This is a genomic window from Formosa sp. S-31 (assembly GCF_051172795.1).
Classification (GTDB): domain Bacteria; phylum Bacteroidota; class Bacteroidia; order Flavobacteriales; family Flavobacteriaceae; genus Formosa.
The window spans coordinates 327,508-350,010 of record NZ_JAENDK010000002.1; the positions used below are offsets into that span (position 1 = coordinate 327,508).

19 protein-coding genes are annotated in these 22,503 nt (G+C 35.9%); 12 read left to right on the forward strand and 7 right to left on the reverse strand.

The annotated features are described in order from the left end of the window. Positions 1 to 144: 144 nt before the first annotated feature. The 3 genes from pflB to I3217_RS01630 all read left to right on the forward strand — a co-directional run bounded on the left by pflB (position 145) and on the right by I3217_RS01630 (position 4,562). Positions 145 to 2,400 (forward strand): formate C-acetyltransferase, encoded by a 2,256-nt coding sequence (gene pflB, locus I3217_RS01620; RefSeq protein WP_435047979.1) that lies wholly within the window; start codon positions 145 to 147, stop codon positions 2,398 to 2,400. 124 nt (positions 2,401 to 2,524) lie between these two features. Continuing rightward, positions 2,525 to 3,274 (forward strand): pyruvate formate-lyase-activating protein, encoded by a 750-nt coding sequence (pflA, locus tag I3217_RS01625; RefSeq protein ID WP_435047980.1) that lies wholly within the window; start codon positions 2,525 to 2,527, stop codon positions 3,272 to 3,274. A gap of 13 nt (positions 3,275 to 3,287) precedes the next feature. Next, positions 3,288 to 4,562: an L-lactate MFS transporter gene (locus I3217_RS01630; protein ID WP_435047981.1), complete on the forward strand. Its 1,275-nt coding sequence runs from the start codon at positions 3,288 to 3,290 to the stop codon at positions 4,560 to 4,562. 227 nt (positions 4,563 to 4,789) lie between these two features. On the opposite strand, the gene I3217_RS01635 is transcribed toward I3217_RS01630, so the two are convergent. The 7 genes from I3217_RS01635 to I3217_RS01665 all read right to left on the reverse strand — a co-directional run bounded on the left by I3217_RS01635 (position 4,790) and on the right by I3217_RS01665 (position 11,500). Then, complete coding sequence (locus I3217_RS01635) at positions 4,790 to 6,178, reverse strand: alpha/beta hydrolase family protein (protein ID WP_435047982.1); 1,389 nt, start codon at positions 6,176 to 6,178, stop codon at positions 4,790 to 4,792. A 60-nt stretch (positions 6,179 to 6,238) separates the two neighbouring features. Continuing rightward, entirely contained in the window at positions 6,239 to 6,880 is a 642-nt protein-coding gene (locus I3217_RS01640; protein WP_435047983.1) for a hypothetical protein, read from the reverse strand. Positions 6,881 to 7,000: 120 nt separating this feature from the next. Continuing rightward, positions 7,001 to 7,375 carry a hypothetical protein gene (locus tag I3217_RS01645; protein ID WP_435047984.1) on the reverse strand — a complete coding sequence of 125 codons (375 nt, stop codon included), beginning with the start codon at positions 7,373 to 7,375 and terminating at the stop codon, positions 7,001 to 7,003. Continuing rightward, the gene (locus tag I3217_RS01650; RefSeq protein WP_435047985.1) at positions 7,376 to 8,575 is read right to left on the reverse strand and encodes an alanine dehydrogenase; all 1,200 of its coding nucleotides are present in this window, start codon (positions 8,573 to 8,575) and stop codon (positions 7,376 to 7,378) included. It abuts the gene before it with no gap. A gap of 63 nt (positions 8,576 to 8,638) precedes the next feature. After that, positions 8,639 to 9,181: a hypothetical protein gene (locus I3217_RS01655; protein WP_435047986.1), complete on the reverse strand. Its 543-nt coding sequence runs from the start codon at positions 9,179 to 9,181 to the stop codon at positions 8,639 to 8,641. 223 nt (positions 9,182 to 9,404) lie between these two features. Then, positions 9,405 to 9,860, reverse strand: coding sequence for a tRNA (adenosine(37)-N6)-threonylcarbamoyltransferase complex ATPase subunit type 1 TsaE (tsaE, locus tag I3217_RS01660; protein WP_435047987.1), 456 nt, complete (start codon positions 9,858 to 9,860; stop codon positions 9,405 to 9,407). An 86-nt stretch (positions 9,861 to 9,946) separates the two neighbouring features. After that, positions 9,947 to 11,500 (reverse strand): response regulator, encoded by a 1,554-nt coding sequence (locus tag I3217_RS01665; RefSeq protein WP_435047988.1) that lies wholly within the window; start codon positions 11,498 to 11,500, stop codon positions 9,947 to 9,949. Positions 11,501 to 11,578: 78 nt separating this feature from the next. On the opposite strand from I3217_RS01665, the gene I3217_RS01670 reads away from it, so the two are divergent. From I3217_RS01670 to fabG, 9 genes are all read left to right on the forward strand, one after another. Continuing rightward, the gene (locus I3217_RS01670; RefSeq protein WP_435047989.1) at positions 11,579 to 12,799 is read left to right on the forward strand and encodes an HD domain-containing protein; all 1,221 of its coding nucleotides are present in this window, start codon (positions 11,579 to 11,581) and stop codon (positions 12,797 to 12,799) included. A 24-nt stretch (positions 12,800 to 12,823) separates the two neighbouring features. Next, entirely contained in the window at positions 12,824 to 13,837 is a 1,014-nt protein-coding gene (gene lpxD / locus I3217_RS01675) for a UDP-3-O-(3-hydroxymyristoyl)glucosamine N-acyltransferase (RefSeq protein WP_435047990.1), read from the forward strand. Then, entirely contained in the window at positions 13,837 to 15,243 is a 1,407-nt protein-coding gene (locus I3217_RS01680) for a bifunctional UDP-3-O-[3-hydroxymyristoyl] N-acetylglucosamine deacetylase/3-hydroxyacyl-ACP dehydratase (RefSeq protein WP_435047991.1), read from the forward strand. The genes lpxD and I3217_RS01680 overlap by 1 nt, the downstream gene beginning before the upstream one ends. A gap of 11 nt (positions 15,244 to 15,254) precedes the next feature. Then, a complete protein-coding gene (gene lpxA, locus I3217_RS01685; protein WP_435047992.1) occupies positions 15,255 to 16,040 on the forward strand; it encodes an acyl-ACP--UDP-N-acetylglucosamine O-acyltransferase in 786 nt (261 codons plus the stop codon). Positions 16,041 to 16,047: 7 nt separating this feature from the next. Continuing rightward, positions 16,048 to 16,614, forward strand: a complete 567-nt coding sequence (gene efp, locus I3217_RS01690; RefSeq protein WP_435047993.1) for an elongation factor P — start codon at positions 16,048 to 16,050, stop codon at positions 16,612 to 16,614. Positions 16,615 to 16,619: 5 nt separating this feature from the next. Then, positions 16,620 to 17,555, forward strand: a complete 936-nt coding sequence (locus I3217_RS01695) for a UDP-3-O-(3-hydroxymyristoyl)glucosamine N-acyltransferase (RefSeq protein WP_435047994.1) — start codon at positions 16,620 to 16,622, stop codon at positions 17,553 to 17,555. A 114-nt stretch (positions 17,556 to 17,669) separates the two neighbouring features. Continuing rightward, positions 17,670 to 18,557 carry a succinate--CoA ligase subunit alpha gene (sucD, locus tag I3217_RS01700; protein WP_435047995.1) on the forward strand — a complete coding sequence of 296 codons (888 nt, stop codon included), beginning with the start codon at positions 17,670 to 17,672 and terminating at the stop codon, positions 18,555 to 18,557. Positions 18,558 to 18,664: 107 nt separating this feature from the next. Beyond that, the gene (locus I3217_RS01705; protein WP_435047996.1) at positions 18,665 to 21,640 is read left to right on the forward strand and encodes a M16 family metallopeptidase; all 2,976 of its coding nucleotides are present in this window, start codon (positions 18,665 to 18,667) and stop codon (positions 21,638 to 21,640) included. 115 nt (positions 21,641 to 21,755) lie between these two features. Further along, on the forward strand, positions 21,756 to 22,502 hold the full coding sequence (gene fabG / locus I3217_RS01710) for a 3-oxoacyl-[acyl-carrier-protein] reductase (protein WP_435047997.1): 747 nt from the start codon (positions 21,756 to 21,758) through the stop codon (positions 22,500 to 22,502). Position 22,503: the final 1 nt, after the last annotated feature.

The following is a 22,503-nucleotide window of genomic DNA, read 5'->3' on the forward strand; positions in this document are numbered from 1 at the left end:
CCTTCTAATTTTACTAAAACGTTGTAATGACTTATAATAACTGCTGAATCTTGAAACATGACAAAGTTCATGTTTTAAAAAGGACTCCTGAGGTACATTTGTTGTGTTAATAAATGGATTTCTAATTAACAAAATAAACATTATATGGAAACAGCAGAGTTAATAAGAGAAGAGAAAAAAGCAAAAGACTTCCAGGCCGGAGCTTGGAATAACAGTATTAACGTACGTGACTTCGTACTTAAAAACATTACACCTTATTACGGAAACAGCGATTTCTTGGTTGGACCAACTAAGAAAACAGAAACTTTATGGGATATCTGTAAAGCTGCAATGAAAGAGGAACGCGCGAATAATGGTGTACGTTCGGTAGATACCGATGTTATTTCAGGAGTAAGTGCTTTTCAGGCTGGATATATAGATAAAGACAACGAAACAATTGTAGGTTTACAAACCGATGAGCTTTTAAAACGTGCCATGAAACCGTTTGGAGGTTTTAAAGTGGTGCAAAAAGCATTAGAGGAGCAAGGCTTACAGGCTAACGATAAGATCACTGAATTATTTTCTAAATATGTAAAAACCCATAATGATGGTGTTTTTGATGCGTATAATGATGAAATCAGAAAATTCCGTTCGTTAGGTTTTGTAACCGGATTACCAGATAACTATGCACGTGGAAGAATTATTGGAGATTACCGTCGTGTGGCTTTATATGGTATTGATTTCTTAATTGCTGAAAAACAAAAAGATTTAGCTAATATAAACGGACCTTTTACAGACGATGTTATTCGTTTAAGAGAAGAAGTGTCTGAGCAAATCAGATCGCTACAGGATATGATTACCATGGGTAACTATTACGAGTTAGAGCTTGGTCGTCCTGCAGAAACAGCAAGAGAAGCCGTTCAATGGACGTATATGGCGTATTTAGCGGCTGTAAAAGAGCAGGATGGTGCTGCAATGTCTTTAGGTAATGTGTCTTCTTTCTTAGATATTTATATTGAAAGAGATCTTGAAGCTGGTTTAATTACTGAAGCTGAAGCTCAGGAATATATCGATCAGTTTGTTATGAAACTTCGTATGGTTCGTCACTTAAGAATGTCGGCATACGATGAAATTTTCGCAGGAGATCCAACCTGGGTAACTGAAGCCATTGGTGGTATTTTCCAGGATGGAAGAACAAAAGTAACAAAATCGTCTTTCCGTTTCTTACATACCTTATACAACCTAGGGCCATCACCAGAACCAAATATTACAGTACTTTGGTCTAAAGATTTACCACAGAACTTTAAAGATTTCTGTTCTAAAGTATCTATAGACACCTCTTCAATTCAGTTTGAAAATGATGAGTTAATGCGTACAAGTCGTAATTCAGACGACTACGGTATTGCTTGTTGTGTGTCTTACCAGGAAATTGGAAAACAAATTCAGTTCTTTGGCGCACGTACCAACCTGGCTAAAACTTTATTATTAGCGATTAATGGCGGACGTTGTGAAAATACAGGTAAAGAAGTGGTTGCAGGCATCCCTGAGTATACCGATGAGTATTTAGATTTCGATAAAGTAATGGCTAACTTTAAAGTAGCGATGAAAGAAATTGCAAGAGTGTATAACGATTCTATGAATATTATTCACTACATGCACGATAGATACTACTACGAAAAATCTCAGATGGCTTTAATCGATACGAATCCAGATATTAATATCGCATATGGTATTGCCGGATTATCTATTGTTGCCGATTCACTTTCAGCAATTAAATATGCGAAAGTAAAACCAATTCGTAACGAGCAAGGGTTAACTACAGATTTTGAAATCGAAGGTGAATTCCCAACCTATGGTAACGACGACGATCGTGTAGATATTTTAGCTGCCAATGCTGTCGCAGACTTTAATAATGAATTAAAACAATTACCAGTTTATAAAAACGCAGAACCAACAATGTCTGTACTTACTATTACCTCTAACGTAGTGTATGGTAAGAAAACAGGGGCTACTCCAGACGGACGCGCTAAAGGTATACCTTTTGCACCAGGAGCTAACCCAATGCATGGTCGCGATAAAAACGGAGCTATAGCATCATTAAACTCAGTGTCTAAATTGAATTATGAAGATGCTTTAGACGGTATTTCAAATACATTCTCTATAGTACCTAAATCTTTAGGAGCTACAGTAGAAGATCAGATAGTAAATTTATCGGCCACTCTGGATGGTTACTTTGAAAAAGGCGCACAACACTTAAATGTGAATGTGTTAAACAAAGACACCCTTTTAGATGCAATGGTCAATCCGGAAGAACACCCACAATTAACAATCCGTGTTTCCGGGTACGCAGTTAACTTTATCAGATTAACTCGTGAACAACAAATGGAAGTGATCTCAAGATCGTTCCATGAATCCATGTAATGTTTATTAAAGGTGTTCAGTAGCGTTCAGGTAATTATTTTCAGACTTGGCTAACGGCAATTTTATTTCTTACCTGAATGTCCTGAGCACCTTTTTTTTAATTTTATAATTAAATAACATTACAATGGAAACACCAATAACTCACACACTCCAGGTACATTCCTTAGAATCTTTTGGCACTCACGATGGTCCCGGCATACGATTTGTAATCTTTTTGCAGGGCTGTAAATTAAAGTGTCAGTATTGCCACAATCCTGATACGATTGATACCCACGGCGGAACAACTTATGAGATCGAAACCTTAGTTGATCGTGCCGTTAAAATGAAACCGTATTTTGGAACCACAGGTGGTGTTACCGTTTCCGGGGGAGAACCTTTATTACAGGCCAAGGCCTTAATTCCGTTTTTTAAACGTCTTAAAGAAGAAGGAATTCATACCAACATAGATACTAATGGTAGAATTTTAAACCATTTTACAGAAACACTTCACGATTATGCCGATCTGGTTATGCTGGATATTAAACATATGACCGAAGAAGGGTTTCAAAAACTGGTAGCTGCAAAAAATAAAGAAATCAGCTTTAATTACGCAGCTCAGCGTGAAGCTACAGGAAAACCTATGTGGTTGCGTTATGTTTTAATTCCTGGAATAACAAATTCTCCGGACTTACTGCATGCACTTGGTGCGCATTTTAAAGATTATAAAACAATAGAGAAAATAGAATTACAACCCTATCATAAACTGGGAGTACACAAATGGGAAGCCCTGGGTTGGGACTACGAATTGAAAGATGCCAGAGAGAATACCCCAGAAGAAATAGACCGTGCTGTTGCTGTACTTCAAAATTATTTTAAAGAGGTTAAAGTAAATTAATACAAATAACTCCATGTCGACAAACAAACTAAAAAACAGATGGCTTATTGCGGCATCGGCAATAGGCATTCATATATCAATAGGTTCCATTTACGCGTATTCGGTTATGACCAACCCGGTAAAAGAGGTGTTTGGTGTGGAAGGCAGCGATATTAAATGGGCCTTTAAATTGGCCATTTTATTCTTAGGACTAACGACCACCTTTTTAGGAAAATGGGTAGAACGTGTCGGACCTAGAAAAAGTGGTATTACAGCAGGACTTTGCTATGGTTTAGGGATATTTGGTGCTGGACTGGCGGCGCAATTCAATTCCCTGCCTTTATTTTACATCTTTTATGGAGTTATTGGTGGTGTAGGATTAGGTTTAGGATATATTGCGCCAGTTAGCACCTTAGTAAAGTGGTTCCCAGACCGTAAAGGTCTGGCTACGGGCATGGCGATTATGGGATTCGGATTTTCGGCTCTTATTTTCGGACCGTTTATGCAAACCCTTTTTGAACATTTAGGTGTGGCACCAACATTTTACACTTTAGGAGCTTTATATGCGGTTATAATAGTCTTGTCTTCGCTGTATTTACAAGCACCGCCAGAAGGGTATTTACCCGATGGTTATGTGCCGCCTAAACAAGAAGAGCAACATGCTGTTGCTACAGAAATAAGTTCTTCCGAGGCTATAAAATCTAAAAAGTTCTGGTACTTGTGGACCATGATGTTTATTAATATTTCCTGTGGTATTGCGCTCATTGCTGCTGCCAGTCCTATGATGCAGGAAATGTTGAACTATACACCTCTGGAAGCTGCTGCCATAGTTGGATTTATAGGAATATTTAATGGTTTAGGTCGTTTAATCTGGTCTACCTTATCAGATTATTTAGGCCGGGATAATACCTTTATTGTGTTCTTCTTAATTCAGATTGTAGCCTTTTATATGTTGCCAAAAATTGGTATGGAATGGTTATTTTTAAGTGTGTTGTTTTTAGTAATCTCCATGTATGGCGGAGGCTATGCCGTGTTACCTGCTTTTGTTGGCGATTTGTTCGGAACCAAAAGTTTAGGTGTAATAAACGGTCGGGTTTTATCAGCTTGGGCAGTGGCCGGCGTTGTAGGACCGACAGTTTACGACTGGGTTAAAGATCGTACAGGATCATTAGACAGTACGTTAATGGTATTTTCGGTATTTTTTGTGGTTGCTTTAATTATTTCAATATTAATGAAAGTATCAATCTCAAAATCTAAAAAGCCGAGTGTAATAACTGAAGGCACGCCTTTAAAAACATTAAAAGTTTAGTTTGTATCGTTTTCCCCAATAAATGATTAAATCTAACATATAAAGTCAGAATTTCATTTTCTTTCTTCTATAACATTAACAAAGGCCCCTGGCTTTAGAAATTCTGACTTTATTTTAAAATAAATTGATATTCCTTACGTTATAACTTTAAGTTTTTAAAGTGTTAAACGGGTAGATTAATAGCAGCAAGGTTAAACTAATTTAGTTTAACCTTGTTTTTTATGTTTCTAATTGACTTTTGGAGGATTTAAATGCGCTTTTAAAAAGTTATATAGAATTTTTAAATCTTCTGGAGTTTGAGGAACAGAATGTCCTTTACCATAATCTTTTAAAAGGGTATTGGTAATGTTTAATCGGTCTAATTTTACTCTAAGATGCGTAATTTGCTCACCGTAATAGGCATCATCGGTCGTATTGTAAAACAGGAGTACGGGAGGCGTTTTTGAGCTTTCAATGAGATATTCAGAGCCCATGGTTTTCCAAAGCTTGTAATTTTGTTTTAAGTTTCCCCATACCAAAGGGCAGCGTTGTTCTAAATTTTTATCACCGTCATTTAAAGTATTATAAATAATGGTATAATCGAATACACCAGGACCTAATATTGCAGCTTGAATCTGATCGTCAGTATTTTGATAAAAGCCGGCTTGATTGACCTCCAGTACAGATTTAGTGCCAAGTGCCATAGAACCCGCTGTAGAGCCTCGTGAAAAGCCATAAATTCCAATTTGGCCCGAAAGTCCTAACATAGCACCTTTAGTTCGTAATGTACGGATAGCGGATTTTACTTTTTGAGCGGTATCAGGATTACTTTCAAATGATTTATAGGCATCATTGGGGCCGTTCACGGGTTTACCGCTACCCCAGGGGCAGTACTTAGGATGATCGGCAATGACCCATGCTATGCCACTGGCGGGGGCTCCTTCAAGTATAGAATCTTTAAATCCCGCTAAGGTATATGGCAAATGTAAGCGTAAATCTTTACCAGCATCACTTAGTCTGTTTAAATTTTTATCATAGAACGCGTAACTATTACTATAAGAAAAGGATAAAACAACAGGAACCGGATGGCTCGGGTTTGCAGGATAAATGATATCCATATGTAGCATGTCTCCCGCTTTATACTCAGCAGGTGTATTATAAACCTCAGGATTATCTTTAAAATAATCTATATCTCTGGCAATCCGGTAACCTTCAAATAAAATATAGCTTTTATAATTAGAACATTGTAGTGTCGTCAAGAATTTTCCGTTGGCTAATTCCTGGTTAATGGCTGTAATATCCTGATTAATTAGAGGAGAAACTGTTTTAGGGTGATTTTTATAGTCCAAAGTAATAATTCGATACCCTTGTTTTAATAACCAGTTTTTATTTTCGGTATTGGAAAAACCGCTAAGGTTTTTTATAGCCAGATGTTCCAAATAAACTATAGTTATATAGTTGCCTGTAGCATCTTTTAGGGGTGTTTTAGAATCCGTAACCGTGTAAGCTATTTCTGTTTGCGTTGCGGGACTAAACCAGATGCCATTTGCGCAGTGTCCGGTAAAACCAAAAGAAATAAATATGAAAATGTAAACAGTAACCTTAAGTTTAAATTTAAGGTTTGATATAGAAGTCATAGGTGTTAGATTGTGAGTTTTTTGATTAAAATAGGTGTATTTGAAAGATATGGTTTTCTGTTAAAAAGTATATGTTTTAGCAGGACTAAAAGTGTCATCGAACATAATTTCGGCGTGACCACTAGGAGCGTCATAAGGTGCTTTTTCTACCACGGAAGGGTTGGAAGGATAGGTGCCATTATTAAAAACTAATGCTTTTAATTCACCTTGGGATCGCGTAAGTAAAATGCGCCATTCATTCTTTGTAGTAGTTTCGGCATACACGGGAGTTCGCATAACTGAAAAATTGGTGATTTCATTAAAATTATGATCTAATAAAACCATAGTACAGCCTCCCGAACCGCAAAAATAGGACGTCATGAAATTGATTAGAATTTCATTTTGACCATCTCCGTTTAAATCTGTCTGGTACAACTGAAATTTACGCTGTTCTGCAGGGATAATATTAATTTCATTTGCTGTAAGCATTTTAGTTTTAATATACACCTCTATTTTAAGGGCGAGTTCGTCGTTTACACTGGATGGGGTATATTTTGAATCAACGCTGTCTTGAAGTGGGTGAGTTGATTTTTCTTCAGATTGTATGCTAATGGTATCCGCAGTGCTTATTTCCGAAACAGCATTGGTTTTAGGTTCGGTTCTGCAAGCGATACAGAATAAAGCTAAAGCGATTAGCTTTATAGAGTTTGTTTTAAAATCCATATACTTTACATTTTAAGGCTGTGATAATCATTTTAGTGTGCAACTAAAACGCTCTTAAAAGTAAAGAAATTATTTTGTTTTAATTGTTTTCAAACGTGAAAACGATAGGGAGTTAGGGCGTTAGTTTTGCACAGTAATATGTTCTACAGTGGCTGTGGTTTCACAGTTTTTTACGGTTAAACTTATGGCCTTTTTGTTTGAGGTACCATTTAAAACATAGGTTTTACAAGGTTCAGATTTTGTATCACTTTTTGAGAAATCCACATCACCTTTTCTTAAAATATGGTTTACGACAACGGTATCCAGATGTTTCTCTGTTATAACTGCCTGAGCTGCTTCGGAAAATGTGACGTTTTTGGAATTAATGTTTTTTAGAACACGCGATTCCGGCCCGTAGCTACAGGATGTTTTTTTTCCACTGAGAAAAAATGCCAGAATAATTAATCCTATAGAAAATCCGCCAAGATAATATCCAATACGCTGAAATAAAGTCATTTAAAAAATTAAAAGGTTAATGTCACTATGTTTTAAATTAAACCACTCTCCAACCGAACGGTTTGTTAAAATGCCGTGATAAAAGTACAACCCATTTTTTAAACCTTTCTCAAATCTTAAAGAATTTTCTAATCCGCCTTCATCCGCAATTTTTAAAAGATAAGGGGTGAATATGTTACTTATTGAAATAGAGGCTGTTCTGGAAAAACGGGCCGGAATATTTGGCACACAATAATGTATTACATTATGCTTATTAAAGGTTGGGTTTTTATGAGATGTAACCTCGCTGGTTTCAAAACAACCTCCCATATCGATACTGACATCGATTATAACAGCGCCTGTTTTCATACTCTCTACCATTTTTTCATCGACAACAATAGGAGAACGCGATTTTCCTCTTACCGCACCAATGGCAACATCACAGCGTTTTAATGCTTTGGTTAAATTTTTAGGTTGTAACGTAGATGTATATATAGGGCGTCCTAAATGGGTTTGTATGCGTCTTAATTTTGAAATGGAATTGTCGAATACCTTGACATTAGCTCCTAATCCAATAGCACTTCTTGCTGCAAATTCACCCACGGTTCCGGCTCCGATAATTACAACTTCCACCGGCGGAACACCACAAATATTACCGAATAATAAACCATTACCCTGATTAATATTTGATAGTAATTCCGAAGCAATTATAACAGCTCCGGTACCAGCTATTTCACTTAAAGATCTTACAGCCGGATAATGACCATCATCATCTTTAATGAATTCGAAAGCTAAAGCAGTAATGCGTTTAGCTGCCAGAGCTTCAAAGTATTTTTTGGTTTGCGTTTTTAATTGCAATGCCGAAATTAAAATGGTTTGCGGATTGATAAGTTCAATCTGATCCAGAGTAGGGGGTTCCACTTTTAAAATCATTGGACAGGAAAATACTTTAGCGGTATCCTTAGTGATTTCTGCTCCGGCTTCGCTATAATCCTTATCCGTAAAATTAGCACCTAAACCAGCCCCCGATTCTAAAAGTACTTTATGCCCGTTGTTAATTAAGGCAGATACGGCGTCTGGAGTAAGGCAAACTCGTTTTTCCTGATAGGCTGTTTCTTTAGGAATACCAATAAATAAATTGCCCTTGTGTTTTAAAATCTCAAGTGTTTCTTCCTGAGGAATAAGTTGTTGCTGTGTAAAAGGTGAAAACGAAATAGCCATATTTGTTAGACGCTAAAATAGAAGGTCAAATTACAAATAAATATCTTAAAGTTTTTAAGGAAATTAAAAATAATCCCTGAGTTTACCGAAGAACCCCTTTGGACTTATTTTAAATTCGTCTTCCAATTCCTGCATGCTTTGGTTGGCATTGCTAACCTCGTTGAATATTTGTGCACGTATTAAATATATGGACGGGATAATGATGGCCATTATTGGAATAAGGTAGTAAATCTGGTTACTGTCTACATATTGAAGATCATCATTTAAAATGGTAAATATCTGAAATGAAAACATGGCGATAGGTACAATTAATACGTGATACCACCAATGTCTACAGGTGAAAAACCAAATGAACATTAATAATAGAGGGATGATTTTTCCTGTAATTGTCCAAGCTACAACATATACACTCCCGTAGAATTTACTGTCGTATGTAAATAAAAAAGTGTCCCAGATCTTAGTATCTGGAACACTTTCGTATAAATAGAACAAATAAGGAGTAGCAGCAATAAACGTTGCGATAATACTCCCTAATATAAGGTTTCTATTATCCGTGCGTTGGAACTTTAATTCTCCATCTTTCGATTTGTGGTGCTTGTTGGTCATCTAAGTTAATTAGGTTTGCAGCCTGAGCAGTAAATAACATGCCTCCAAAAATCGCGAATGCGATTACGTACTTTTTAGTTTTCATAATTTTAAGGGATTAATTAATTAATGATTCAAATATATGGAATGCATAGATTAAAAATCCGCTAAAATGTTAAAATTATGTTAAAATAACGTGTTTTAAGGCTTGAGTGTTACGGTTTTACCGTAAAAACTACTCGTATTAATTAAACAATTTAATTTCAGCTGTATTTTGGCTTTCGTTATTGTAAAATTTTAAAATTCGCGTTTCATTATTTTTTACTTCAATACCAATACTATTGCTTTGTTCTTCTTCAAGCAAATCTTTTAAACGTTCTGGCCATTCTATAAACATCCAGGCATCAGAGCTTAAATAGTCTTCAATACCAAAGTTGTAAGCCTCTTCTTCATCTTCTATTCTATACAAATCAAAATGGTAAACCAAATCGTTATTTACCTGATATTCATTTACTATAGAAAAAGTGGGGCTGCTTACTTCGTCGGTGCCACCCAAAGCTTCTACTAAAGCTTTAATTAAAGTGGTTTTTCCAGAACCCATTTCACCATAAAAGAGCAACATTTTAGACGTAGCCTCCCGTAATATAAGTTTGGCAACCTCCTCAAGCTCATTCAGATTATATTCTTTTGTTATCGGCATAGTATATGTATGCAATTATAAGTATTATAAATTAAAATTGCTAATGCTTTTTTTTGCAGCGTTTTAAATGCAGTTTTTGATAAATTTTATTTCGGATTTAATACAATAAAAGGAATAATCATTTCTTCCAGAGAAACGCCTCCGTGCTGATAGGTATTTCTGTAATAGCTCACATAATGATTGTAATTATTAGGATAAGCAAAAAACAAGTCGTTCTTAGCAAAAATAAAAGAGCTACTCATGGTAATAGACGGAAGGTGAATTGATTTAGGATTTTTAGCCTCCAATACATCTTTGCTTTCGTAGCTGAGACTTCTTCCTGTTTTGTAGCGTAGATTTAAGCTGGTATCGCGATCGCCAACAACTTTGGAAGGATTTTTCACATTTATGGTTCCGTGGTCTGTAGTTAAAATGAGTTTAAAGCCTAATTGCTGTGCCTGTTGAATAATTTCGAACAAAGGCGAATTTTTAAACCAGCTTTGTGTTAAAGAGCGGTAGGCTTTATCGTTAGCTGCGAGTTCTTTTACTACATCCATATCGGTTTTGGCGTGAGACAGCATGTCTACAAAATTGTAAACAACTACAGTAAGGTCGTTGTTTTTCATTGCTCTGAAGTTGTCAACCATTTTTTTGCCCGATTTCATGCTGGTAATCTTATGGTACTCATGTTTTAAATGAGATAAACCGAGTCGCTTTAGTTGAGCGGCAAGAAATTCGGCTTCATATAAATTTTTCCCACCTTCGTCGGTGTCGTTTTTCCAGTATTCAGGATGCATTTTTTCCATTTCTGCCGGCATAAGCCCCGAGAATATAGCATTACGGGCGTATTGGGTGGCTGTAGGTAAAATGCTGTAAAACGGAATTTCTGATTCTTTTTTGTAATAATTTGTTACAAAAGGTTCGAAAGCTTTCCATTGGTCGTACCTTAAATTATCTATAACGACCAGTAAAGTAGGTTGGTCGTTAGAAAGTTGAGGGACTATCTTCTCTTTAAATAAGGTATGCGACATAGTTGGAGCATCTGAGTTAGGAGAAAACCAGTCTTCGTAATGTTTTTCAATAAATTTTCCGAAAAGGGAATTAGCTTCCGTTTTTTGAGATTCGAGAATCTCAATCATACCCGGATCTTCAATGTTTTCTAACTGAATTTCCCAGTAAATAAGTTTTTGATACAGATTAGCCCAGTCTTCGTAAGAATTTACCATGGCGAGATCCATAGCTATTTTTCTAAATTCCTGCTGATAATTTGAAGTTGTTTTTTCGGAAACTAGTCGGGAGTGATCCAGGTTTTTTTTAAGTGACAATAAAATCTGATTGGGATTTACTGGCTTTATCAGGTAATCGGCAATTTTATTACCAATGGCTTCTTCCATAATGTACTCTTCCTCACTTTTGGTTATCATAACCACAGGAAGATTATGGTTTTTCTCTTTAATTTCGTTAAGCGTTTCCAGTCCGGTTAACCCCGGCATGTTTTCATCTAAAAATACGATATCAAAAACCTGCTCGTTCAATACTTCCAAAGCTTCGGTGCCACTGGTACAGGTTGTTACTTTATAATTTTTCTTTTCTAAAAATAAAATATGGGGTTTTAACAAATCAATTTCATCATCTACCCAAAGTATATTTATGTTGTTCATATCGTTATATTTGCAATGCTATTGCGATTTTTTTTACTATTTTGAAGCTTGTTTTGAAGTGCTAATTAAACATTTTAGATGAATAAACTAAAAATATTAAACGACCCAATTTACGGATTTATTACTATACCAAATTCGTTAATTTTCGATTTAATAGAACATAAATACTTCCAGAGACTTCGTAGAATTACTCAGATGGGCATGTCGTATCTGGTATATCCGGGAGCCCATCATACCAGATTTCATCATGCTATAGGTTGTATGCATTTAATGCAAAAAGCGGTTAATGTGCTGCGTTTTAAAGGTGTTGAAATTTCTGAAGACGAAGAAACAGCGCTTTATATTGCAATTCTCTTACATGATATTGGCCATGGACCGTTTTCTCATGCTATGGAACACAGTATCGTAAACGGGGTGTCGCACGAACAGATTTCTCTGTTATTTATGGAGCATTTGAATGATGAATTTAACGGAAGTTTAACTTTAGCCATCTCTGTTTTTAAAAAGGAATACCCCCGAAATTTCATGTGTCAGCTTATTTCTTCTCAGCTGGATATGGATCGGGCCGATTATTTAAAGCGCGATAGTTTTTATACCGGAGTGGCAGAGGGTAATATAAACAGCGAACGTTTAATTACGATGCTTAGTGTTGTAGACGATGAACTTGTAGTGGAAAATAAAGGTATTTACAGCGTAGAAAAGTTTCTTGTTGCTCGAAGGTTAATGTACTGGCAGGTGTACTTGCATAAAACAGGTTTGGTGGCCGAACAGCTTTTAATTCGGGTGTTAAAGCGCGCAAAAGAATTGGCACATAAAGGGGTGCACTTAAAAGCGAGTCGGGCTTTGTCCTATTTTTTAAATCAGGAAATTTCGGAAACTAATTTTAATGTGGTGACTCTAGAAACCTTTAGCAAATTGGACGATTACGATATTGTTTCTGCTATGAAAGAGTGGCAGTATCACGATGATTTTGTTTTGAAAAATCTATGTGAAATGATTTTGAACAGAGATTTACTCACCATTAAGCTTAAAAAGAAAAAAATAAAGAAGGAACTATTGCATAGTCATATTTCAGCATTAACAACTAAATACAATATAAGTGAAGACGAGGCCGAATATTTTGTGTTTACAGGCGAAATTTCTAATCAGGCTTATCAGCAAAAAGGACAGCATATAAACATTTTGCATAAATCGGGTAAGATTGAAGATATTGTAAAAGCCTCCGATCAATTAAATTTGAAAGCCTTATCTAAACCTGTTACTAAATATTTTATATGTTATCCTAAAGTCAAACTTTAGTACATTTTTCCTATTTTTGCCACGATGAAATTTACAGCAGAACAAATAGCAGGTGTTTTAGACGGTGATGTTGTGGGGAATCCGCAAATAGAAGTGTCTAAATTATCTAAAATAGAAGAGGGTGTAGAAGGCGCTCTTACTTTCCTGGCTAACCCTAAATACAAATCACATATATACACTACAAAGGCTTCTGTAACAATAGTTAACAGAACTTTTGAGCCTGAACACGATATAGCAACCACATTAATTAAAGTAGATGATGCTTATAAGGCATTTTCGAAATTGCTGGAATACTATAATAGTGTGAAAATGAATAAGCAGGGAATAGAGCACCCGGTTTATATAGCTGAATCCTGTAAACAGGGAAAAGATATTTATATAGGCGCATTTACCTATATAGGTGAAAATGTAAGTCTGGGAAATAATGTAAAAATTTACCCGAATTCTTACATTGGCGATAATGTAACTATAGGAGATAATACCGTGCTTTTTTCTGGTGCTAAAGTGTATTCAGACTGTGTTATTGGTAAAAACTGTGTTATCAATTCAGGAACTATCATTGGAGCTGACGGATTTGGATTTGCACCTAATGAACATGGTGAATATGATAAAGTGCCACAAATAGGAAATGTAATTCTGGAAGATTTTGTGGACGTAGGTGCCGGCACAACTATTGACAGGGCAACTCTGGGGTCTACAATAATTCGTAAAGGCGTTAAGCTGGATAATCAAATTCAAATAGCACATAACGTAGAAATCGGAAAAAATACGGTTATTGCGGCGCAAACAGGAATTGCAGGCTCAACCAAAATTGGCGAAAATTGCCAGATTGGAGGTCAGGTTGGTATCGTAGGGCATATTTCTATAGGAAATAATGTGAAGATCCAGGCGCAATCCGGAATAAATAAAAGTGTTAAAGATAACGAAATACTGCAAGGCTCTCCGGCCTTTACTTTAACGGACTATAATAAATCGTATGTCCACTTTAAAAACTTACCTAAACTAGTAAAAGTAATAAACGAAATAGAAAAAAAATAATGGCTATAGTTACTACTGAAATCAAGCAAAAAACCATTAAAAAAGAAGTGTCTTTAAATGGGGTTGGGCTTCATACTGGAAAAAATGTGACTTTAACATTTAAATCAGCTCCAGAAAATTTTGGATTTGCCTTTAAGCGTTTAGATCTTGAAGGAACTCCTGTAATCGAAGCCGATGCTAATTACGTTACCAATACCGAACGCGGTACGGTAATGGAAAAAAATGGCGTGGTAATTCAAACGTGTGAACACGTATTAGCAGCTTTAGTCGGGTTAGATTTAGATAATGTTCTTATAGAATTAGATGCTGCAGAACCTCCGATTATGGATGGATCCTCCAAGTTTTTCGTAGAAGCTCTTGAAAATGCGGTAATCGTAGAACAGGACGCTTTTAGAGAAGAATATGTGGTAACCGATGTTATTGCTTATACCAATGAGGAATCGGGTAGCGAAATTTTACTGATGCCTTGTAAGGAATATCAGATTACTACCATGGTAGATTTTGGAACTAAAGTTTTAGGAACTCAGAATGCTACCTTAAATCAGATTTCCGATTTTAAGGACAATATTTCAGATTCCAGAACTTTTAGTTTTTTACATGAAATTGAAATGCTTTTGGAAAATGGTTTAATTAAAGGTGGCGATTTAAATAATGCCATAGTGTATGTGGATAAGGAATTATCTGCAGAAACAATGGAAAAACTAAAAGTAGCCTTTGATAAAGACAGCATCGCAGTTAAACCTAACGGCATTTTAGACAATTTAACCTTGCATCATCCAAACGAGGCCGCAAGACACAAATTACTGGATGTTATTGGAGATTTAGCCCTGATTGGAACTAAAATTCGTGGAAAGGTTATTGCTAATAAACCAGGACATTTTGTAAACACACAGTTTGCCAAGAAAGTGTCTAAAATTATAAAGAACGAACGTCGAAATAACGTACCGGTAATAGATTTAAATCAGGAGCCGTTAATGGATGTGAATCAAATTATGAATATGTTGCCGCACAGACAACCATTCTTATTGATTGACAAAATTTTTGAATTAACGGATTCAGGTGTTATAGGAATGAAAAACGTGACCATGAACGAGCCGTTTTTCGCAGGTCATTTCCCGGGCGCACCGGTAATGCCGGGAGTTTTAATTGTAGAGGCTATGGCACAAACCGGAGGTATACTTGTACTAAGTACAGTACCGGATCCTGAAAACTACTTAACTTTCTTTATGAAAATTGACAATGTTAAATTTAAGCAGAAAGTAGTACCAGGTGATACGGTAATCTTTAAATGTGACCTGATTACACCAATACGAAGAGGAATTTGTCATATGCAAGGTTATGCTTATGCGAATGGTAAATTATGTGCAGAAGCCGAATTAATGGCTCAAATTTCTAAAGTTAAATAATAAATATATAGATGAATCAACCATTAGCATATGTGCATCCCGGTGCGAAAATTGCAAAAAATGTTGTAATCGACCCATTTACAACTATTCATAACAATGTTGTAATTGGTGAAGGAACCTGGATAGGAAGTAACGTAACCATTATGGAAGGTGCTCGCATAGGTAAAAATTGTAATATTTTTCCAGGAGCCGTTATTTCTGCCGTTCCTCAGGATCTTAAATATAATGATGAAGAAACTTTGGCCATAATAGGTGATAATGTAACCATTAGAGAATGTGTTACTATTAACAGGGGGACTTCAGACCGTATGAAAACAGTTATAGGCGATAATTGTTTAATAATGGCGTATTGCCATATTGCACACGACTGTATAGTAGGTAATAATTGTATTTTCTCTAATAACAGTACTTTAGCCGGGCATATTAATGTTGGAAATTATGTAGTACTTGCAGGAATGACGGCAGTACATCAGTTTTGCTCTATAGGTAATCATGCCTTTGTAACGGGTGGATCATTGGTAAGAAAAGATGTGCCTCCGTTTGTTAAAGCGGCAAGAGAGCCATTATCGTACGTTGGTATTAATTCAGTAGGATTAAGAAGACGAGGATTTTCAACTGAAAAAATAAGAGAAGTACAGGATATTTATCGTGTGTTGTATCAAAAAAACTACAACAATACACAAGCTGTAGAGATAATAGAAGCAGAGTGGGAGGCCACTCCGGAACGCGATGAGATTCTTCAGTTTATTAGAGACTCTCAACGCGGAATAATGAAAGGATATTTTAAATCAAATTAAATAAATAATGGCAACAACATCAGATATCAGAAATGGATTATGTATCAGATATAATCATGATATTTTTAAAATAATTGAATTTTTACACGTAAAACCAGGTAAAGGACCTGCTTTTGTAAGAACGAAATTAAAAAGTGTAACTACAGGTAAAGTAATAGATAACACCTTTTCTGCAGGACATAAATTAGATGATGTTCGTGTAGAAACACATAAATTCCAGTACCTATATCCAGAGGGAGATCTTTTTCACTTTATGAATGTGGAAGATTATACTCAGATTACTTTAAGCGTAAATGCTTTAGATAATCCTGGATTGTTAAAAGAAGGTGAAGTTGTAACTGTTTTAATCAACTCTGAAGACAGTATGCCACTTTCTGTTGAAATGCCGGCAAGTGTTATTTTGGAAGTAACCGCAACAGAGCCTGGTGTTAAAGGAAACACGGCAACAAATGCAACAAAACCAGCAACTGTTGAAACAGGAGCAACTGTAAATGTACCTCTATTTATTAATGAAGGTGACAAAATTAAAGTTGAAACTGAAAAAGGAACTTATAAGGAACGCGTAAAAGAATAAGGCTTGTGAAATTTCCACAATCTTATACTTTAGAACAAATAGCATCATTAATTGACTGTGAATTTGTTGGTCCGAATGACTTCCCTGTTCTGGGCATGAATGAAATTCATGTTGTAGAACCAGGTGATATTGTTTTTGTAGATCATCCTAAATATTACGATAAGGCTTTACAATCTGCAGCCACTATAGTTTTAATTAACAAAAAAGTGGACTGTCCGGAAGGTAAAGCCTTATTGATTTCAGATGATCCTTTTAGAGATTTCAATTTACTTACCAAACATTTTAAACCTTTTAAGGGCGCTAGCAAATCTATTGCTTCGAGTGCCATTATTGGTAAGGATACTGTTATTCAGCCTAATTGCTTTATAGGACATAATGTGAAAATAGGTGATAATTGTATTATTCACTCTAATGTAAGTCTCTACGATGATACGATAATTGGTGATAATGTAGAAATACATTCTGGTACCGTCTTGGGCGCTTCTGCTTTTTATTATAAAAATCGTCCGGAAGGATTCGATCAGTTAAAATCCGGAGGACGTGTAGTCGTAAAGGATAATGTACATATTGGAGCATTATGTTCTATAGACCGTGGTGTTTCCGGTGATACAATTATCGGGGAAGGCTCTAAGCTCGATAATCAGATTCAGATTGGGCATGATACTGTAATTGGTAAAAAGTGTTTAATCGCTTCACAGGTGGGGATTGCAGGTTGTGTAATTGTAGAAGAACAGGTAACAATCTGGGGACAGGTTGGTGTTACGAGCGGAATAACGATTGGAACGAAAGCTGTAGTAATGGCTCAATCGGGAGTCACTAAAAGTATAAAAGGAGGAATAACCTATTGGGGTACACCGGCAGAAGAAGTAAGGGGGTATTTAAAAGGTATGGCATTTGTAAAACGACTTCCTGAGGTTTTCGAAAAATTAAAAGGTAAATAATAATAATTAAGTTAAAAACAGGTTTAATTATTAAAAGAAAAGTAGAAAAAATTCTTTTTAAATACGTTATAAACTTTACATTTGTAAAGCTTTTAAAATAAAAAATTAACAAAAATGAGCGTTTTAGTAAATAAAGATTCAAAAATTATAGTTCAGGGTTTTACTGGTAGTGAAGGTACTTTTCACGCTGGTCAGATGATTGAATATGGTACAAATGTAGTTGGAGGTGTAACTCCTGGTAAAGGTGGTCAGACCCATTTAAATAAACCAGTTTTTAATACTGTAAAAGATGCTGTAGATCAGGTACAGGCAGATACTACTATCATTTTTGTTCCGCCAGCTTTTGCTGCAGATGCGATTATGGAAGCTGCAGATGCTGGAATTAAAGTTATTATCACTATTACAGAAGGTATTCCTGTTGCCGATATGATTAAGGCAGCCGATTATATTAAAGGAAAAGATTGTCGTTTAATTGGTCCTAACTGTCCGGGTGTTATTACTCCAGGAGAGGCTAAAGTAGGTATTATGCCAGGTTTCGTATTTAAGTCAGGAAATGTAGGTATTGTATCAAAATCAGGAACTTTAACTTACGAAGCAGCAGACCAGGTTGTAAAACAAGGTTTAGGTATTACTACTGCAATTGGTATTGGAGGAGATCCGATTATCGGAACGACTACTAAAGAAGCTGTTGAATTGTTAATTAACGATCCTGAGACAGAAGCTGTAGTAATGATTGGTGAAATCGGAGGACAATTAGAAGCTGATGCTGCAAATTGGTATAAAGCTAGTGGAAGTACTAAACCTGTAGTAGGATTTATTGCTGGTGAAACTGCTCCTGCAGGGCGTACTATGGGACATGCAGGTGCTATTGTAGGTGGAAGCGACGATACTGCTCAGGCTAAAAAAGCTATTATGAGAGACTGTGGTATTCACGTAGTGGATTCTCCTGCAGAAATAGGTAAAAAAGTTGCTGAAGTTTTAGCAAACGTAGCTTCTGTATAAGTGTACAGGTTTAGCTTTTTGTTAAAATCTTTATAAATAAAACTTATATTAAATCCGTTGACATTAAATTGTTAACGGATTTTTTTATTCACTCTAACCCAAAATGTATGAAGCCAATTAAAACTCTGATTTGTCTGGGCATTATCGTAACGTTCAACATCAGTTGTAAACAACACGATACTATAACAGAAATTAAATCGACCACTGTAGAACACTCCGATGCTAATGGATTCAAGTATCAGACTGTAGAGAACGACCCTACCGGACTTAGATTATACACTTTAGATAATGGTCTTAAAGTGTATTTAAGTAAAAACGATGACGAGCCTAAAATACAAACTTATATTGCCGTTCGTGCCGGATCTAATTACGACCCGAGTAATTCCACAGGTCTTGCGCATTATTTAGAGCATATGGTGTTTAAAGGCACCGATAAGATTGGTACTTTAGATTGGGAAAAGGAAAAGGCATATCTACAGGAAATTTCCGATTTATACGAAGCCCACAGAGCCGAAACTGATGAAGATAAAAAAGAAGTACTTTACCGAAAGATAGATGAAGTGTCTTTAGAAGCATCAAACTATGCTGTAGCTAACGAGTATGATAAAATGACTAACGGTATGGGAGCTACAGGAACCAATGCACATACCTGGTTTGAAGAAACGATTTACAAAAATAAAATTCCGGCAAACGAATTAAATAAATGGTTGGATCTTGAAAGTGAGCGATTCAGTACTTTGGTTTTAAGATTATTTCATACCGAACTAGAAGCTGTTTTTGAAGAATTTAACCGGACTCAGGATAATGATGGCAGAAAAGTTTACACGGCTATGTTAGATGGTTTGTTCCCGACACACCCTTACGGACAGCAGCAAACCATTGGTACGGCGGAACATCTTAAAAACCCGTCTTTAGTTGATATAAATAATTATTTCAACACCTATTATGTGCCAAATAATATGGCTATGGTGCTGGTAGGTGATTTAGATTTCGATAAGACTATTCAGGCAGTAAATACTACGTTTGGAACGTTAGAACGTAAAGATGTAAAACATCCGGAATTACCAAAAGAAGCGCCAATTACAGCACCAATCGTGAAGGAAGTTTTCGGACCAACATCCGAAAATATACGTATTGCTTTTAGAAGTAATGGTATAAATACTGAAGATGAAAAACTGGTAACCCTTGCCGATATGATTTTAGCCAATGGTAAGGCAGGATTAATTGATCTGGATTTAAATCAGAAGCAAATGGTCCAATCGGCAGGAAGTTCAGCTATGTTTTTAAACGATTATGGATTTCATCAATTTTACGGTGTACCTAAATCGGGACAAAGCCTGGACGATGTTAAAACGTTATTGTTTCAGGAAATTGAAAAACTTAAAAAAGGTGAATTCGATGAATGGTTGCTTGATGCGGTTATTAACGATTTAAAACTGAGTCAGACCAGAGAATACGAAAACAGCACCGCTTTAGCATCGGCGTATTATAATGCTTTTATACATCATCAAAACTGGTCAGATAAAGTAGCCTTTTTAGAATCCTTACGTGATATTTCTAAGGCAGAGCTAGTGACGTTTGCCAATCGTTTTTATAAGGACAATTATGTGTTAACCTATAAACGTAAAGGAGAGGATCCTAATGTTGTAAAAGTTGAAAATCCCGGAATTACACCTGTAAATTTAAACCGAGATAAAAGTTCTCAGTATTTAATCGATTTCCAGGCTATAGAACCGGAACCATTACAACCTAAATACGTAGACTACAATAAAGCTATAAATAAAACGACTTTACAGAATGGTCTGCAGGTAGATTACATTGAAAATGAAACCAACGACCTCTTCAATTTAAATATCATTTTCGATATGGGAAGCGATCATGATAAAAAGTTAAGTTTAGCAGTGGGGTATTTGGAATATTTAGGGACTGACAGTAAAACAGCGGAAGACATTAAAAAGGAGTTTTATAAACTTGGAATCAACTATTACGTTAGTGCAAATAGCGATGTTACATATGTTGGTTTAAGTGGATTAAAAGAGAACTTACCTAAGGGATTAGTATTATTGGAGGATTTATGGATAAATGCAAAAGCGGATTCGGAAGCCTATTCCAAATATGTGGAAACCATTTTAAAACGTAGAGAAGATGGTAAAACAGAGAAAGGAAACATTCTAAGAAATGGTTTGGTAAATTACGGGAAGTATGGAGAGCATTCACGTTTAAGAAATATCAATAAAGCGTCTGAATTACAAGCTCAGGATCCACAGGAACTAGTGGATATAATTAAAGATTTAAGAGCTTATAAACAACGTATTTTCTATTATGGTAAGGATTACCAAATGGCTGTAAATGCTTTAAATGAACATCATAAGATACCTGAAGTATTGCAGGAATATCCAGAACCGATGACGTTCCAGGAGAAAGAAACAGGAGGTCATGTGTATTTTGTAGATTACGATATGGTTCAGTCAGAAATGATCTTTTTAGCCAAAGGCAAACCTTTCGATCCTGAGAATCTTGCAGCGGCTAATTTGTTCAATGCGTATTTCGGTAGCGGCTTATCTTCAATAGTATTTCAGGAAATCAGGGAATCTAAATCTCTGGCGTATTCGGCGTATGCTGGATATGATACAGCAGACAGACAGGATGAGTCTAATTACGTAACGGCTTATATTGGTACGCAAGCTAATAAGATGGATCAGGCTGTAAGTGCAATGATGGAATTAATGTCTGATATGCCACAAGCAGAAAAGCAATTCGAGGCAGCAAAGGACGCAGCTTTAAAAAAAATAGCTGCGCAGCGTATAACAAAAGCCAATATTTTCTGGAATTATGAGCGTTTAAAAAAGTTAGGGATTGATCACGATAACCGTGAAAAAATGTATTATACTATAAAGAATATGACGATAGATGATTTAATGAACTTCTTTAATGAAAATATTAAGGGTGAGCATTACAATATTATGGTTATAGGAAATAAGAAAGATATCGATTTTAATGCCTTACGTAAATTAGGCGAAGTAGAAGAAATGGATGTAGATTATCTGTTTAATTACGAAACAGCCAAGGATGTTGCATTATAACAACCGCTAATTAAAATACAAAAGCAGATTAAAACCTCACAATTTTGTGAGGTTTTTTTGTCTTGTCAATATTGGAATTAGTATCTTTGATTTACAAAATTTTATTTAATCACACATGAAATTATTAGAAGGAAAAACGGCAATTGTTACCGGTGCAAGCCGAGGAATAGGAAAAGGAATTGCTCAGGTTTTTGCCCAACAAGGTGCAAATGTAGCGTTTACATACAGTTCTTCTGTTGAAGCTGCAAATGCTTTAGAAGCAGAATTAAACGCTTTAGGTGTTAAAGCAAAGGGATATCAGAGTAATGCAGCTGATTTTAGTGAGGCACAGGCCCTGGCTGATGCTGTTGTAAAAGAATTTGGGAGTATCGACATCCTGGTTAATAATGCCGGAATTACCAAGGATAATTTATTAATGCGTATTAGCGAAGAAGATTTTGATACAGTTATTGAAGTTAATTTAAAATCTGTATTTAACATGACTAAAGCCGTACAGCGTACTATGTTAAAGCAACGTAAAGGATCTATAATTAATATGAGTTCTGTTGTTGGGGTTAAAGGAAATGCCGGACAAACCAACTACGCAGCGTCTAAGGCCGGAATCATAGGATTCTCAAAATCTGTAGCTTTAGAATTAGGATCAAGAAATATTAGAAGTAACGTTGTCGCTCCAGGGTTTATTGAAACCGAAATGACAGCTAAGTTAGATGAAAATACAGTTAAAGGCTGGCGCGACGCCATTCCGTTAAAACGAGGAGGTACACCAGAAGATATTGCAAATGTTTGTGTATTCTTAGCAAGTGATATGAGTGCTTATGTTACTGGACAAACGTTAAATGTAGACGGCGGAATGTTAACTTAAT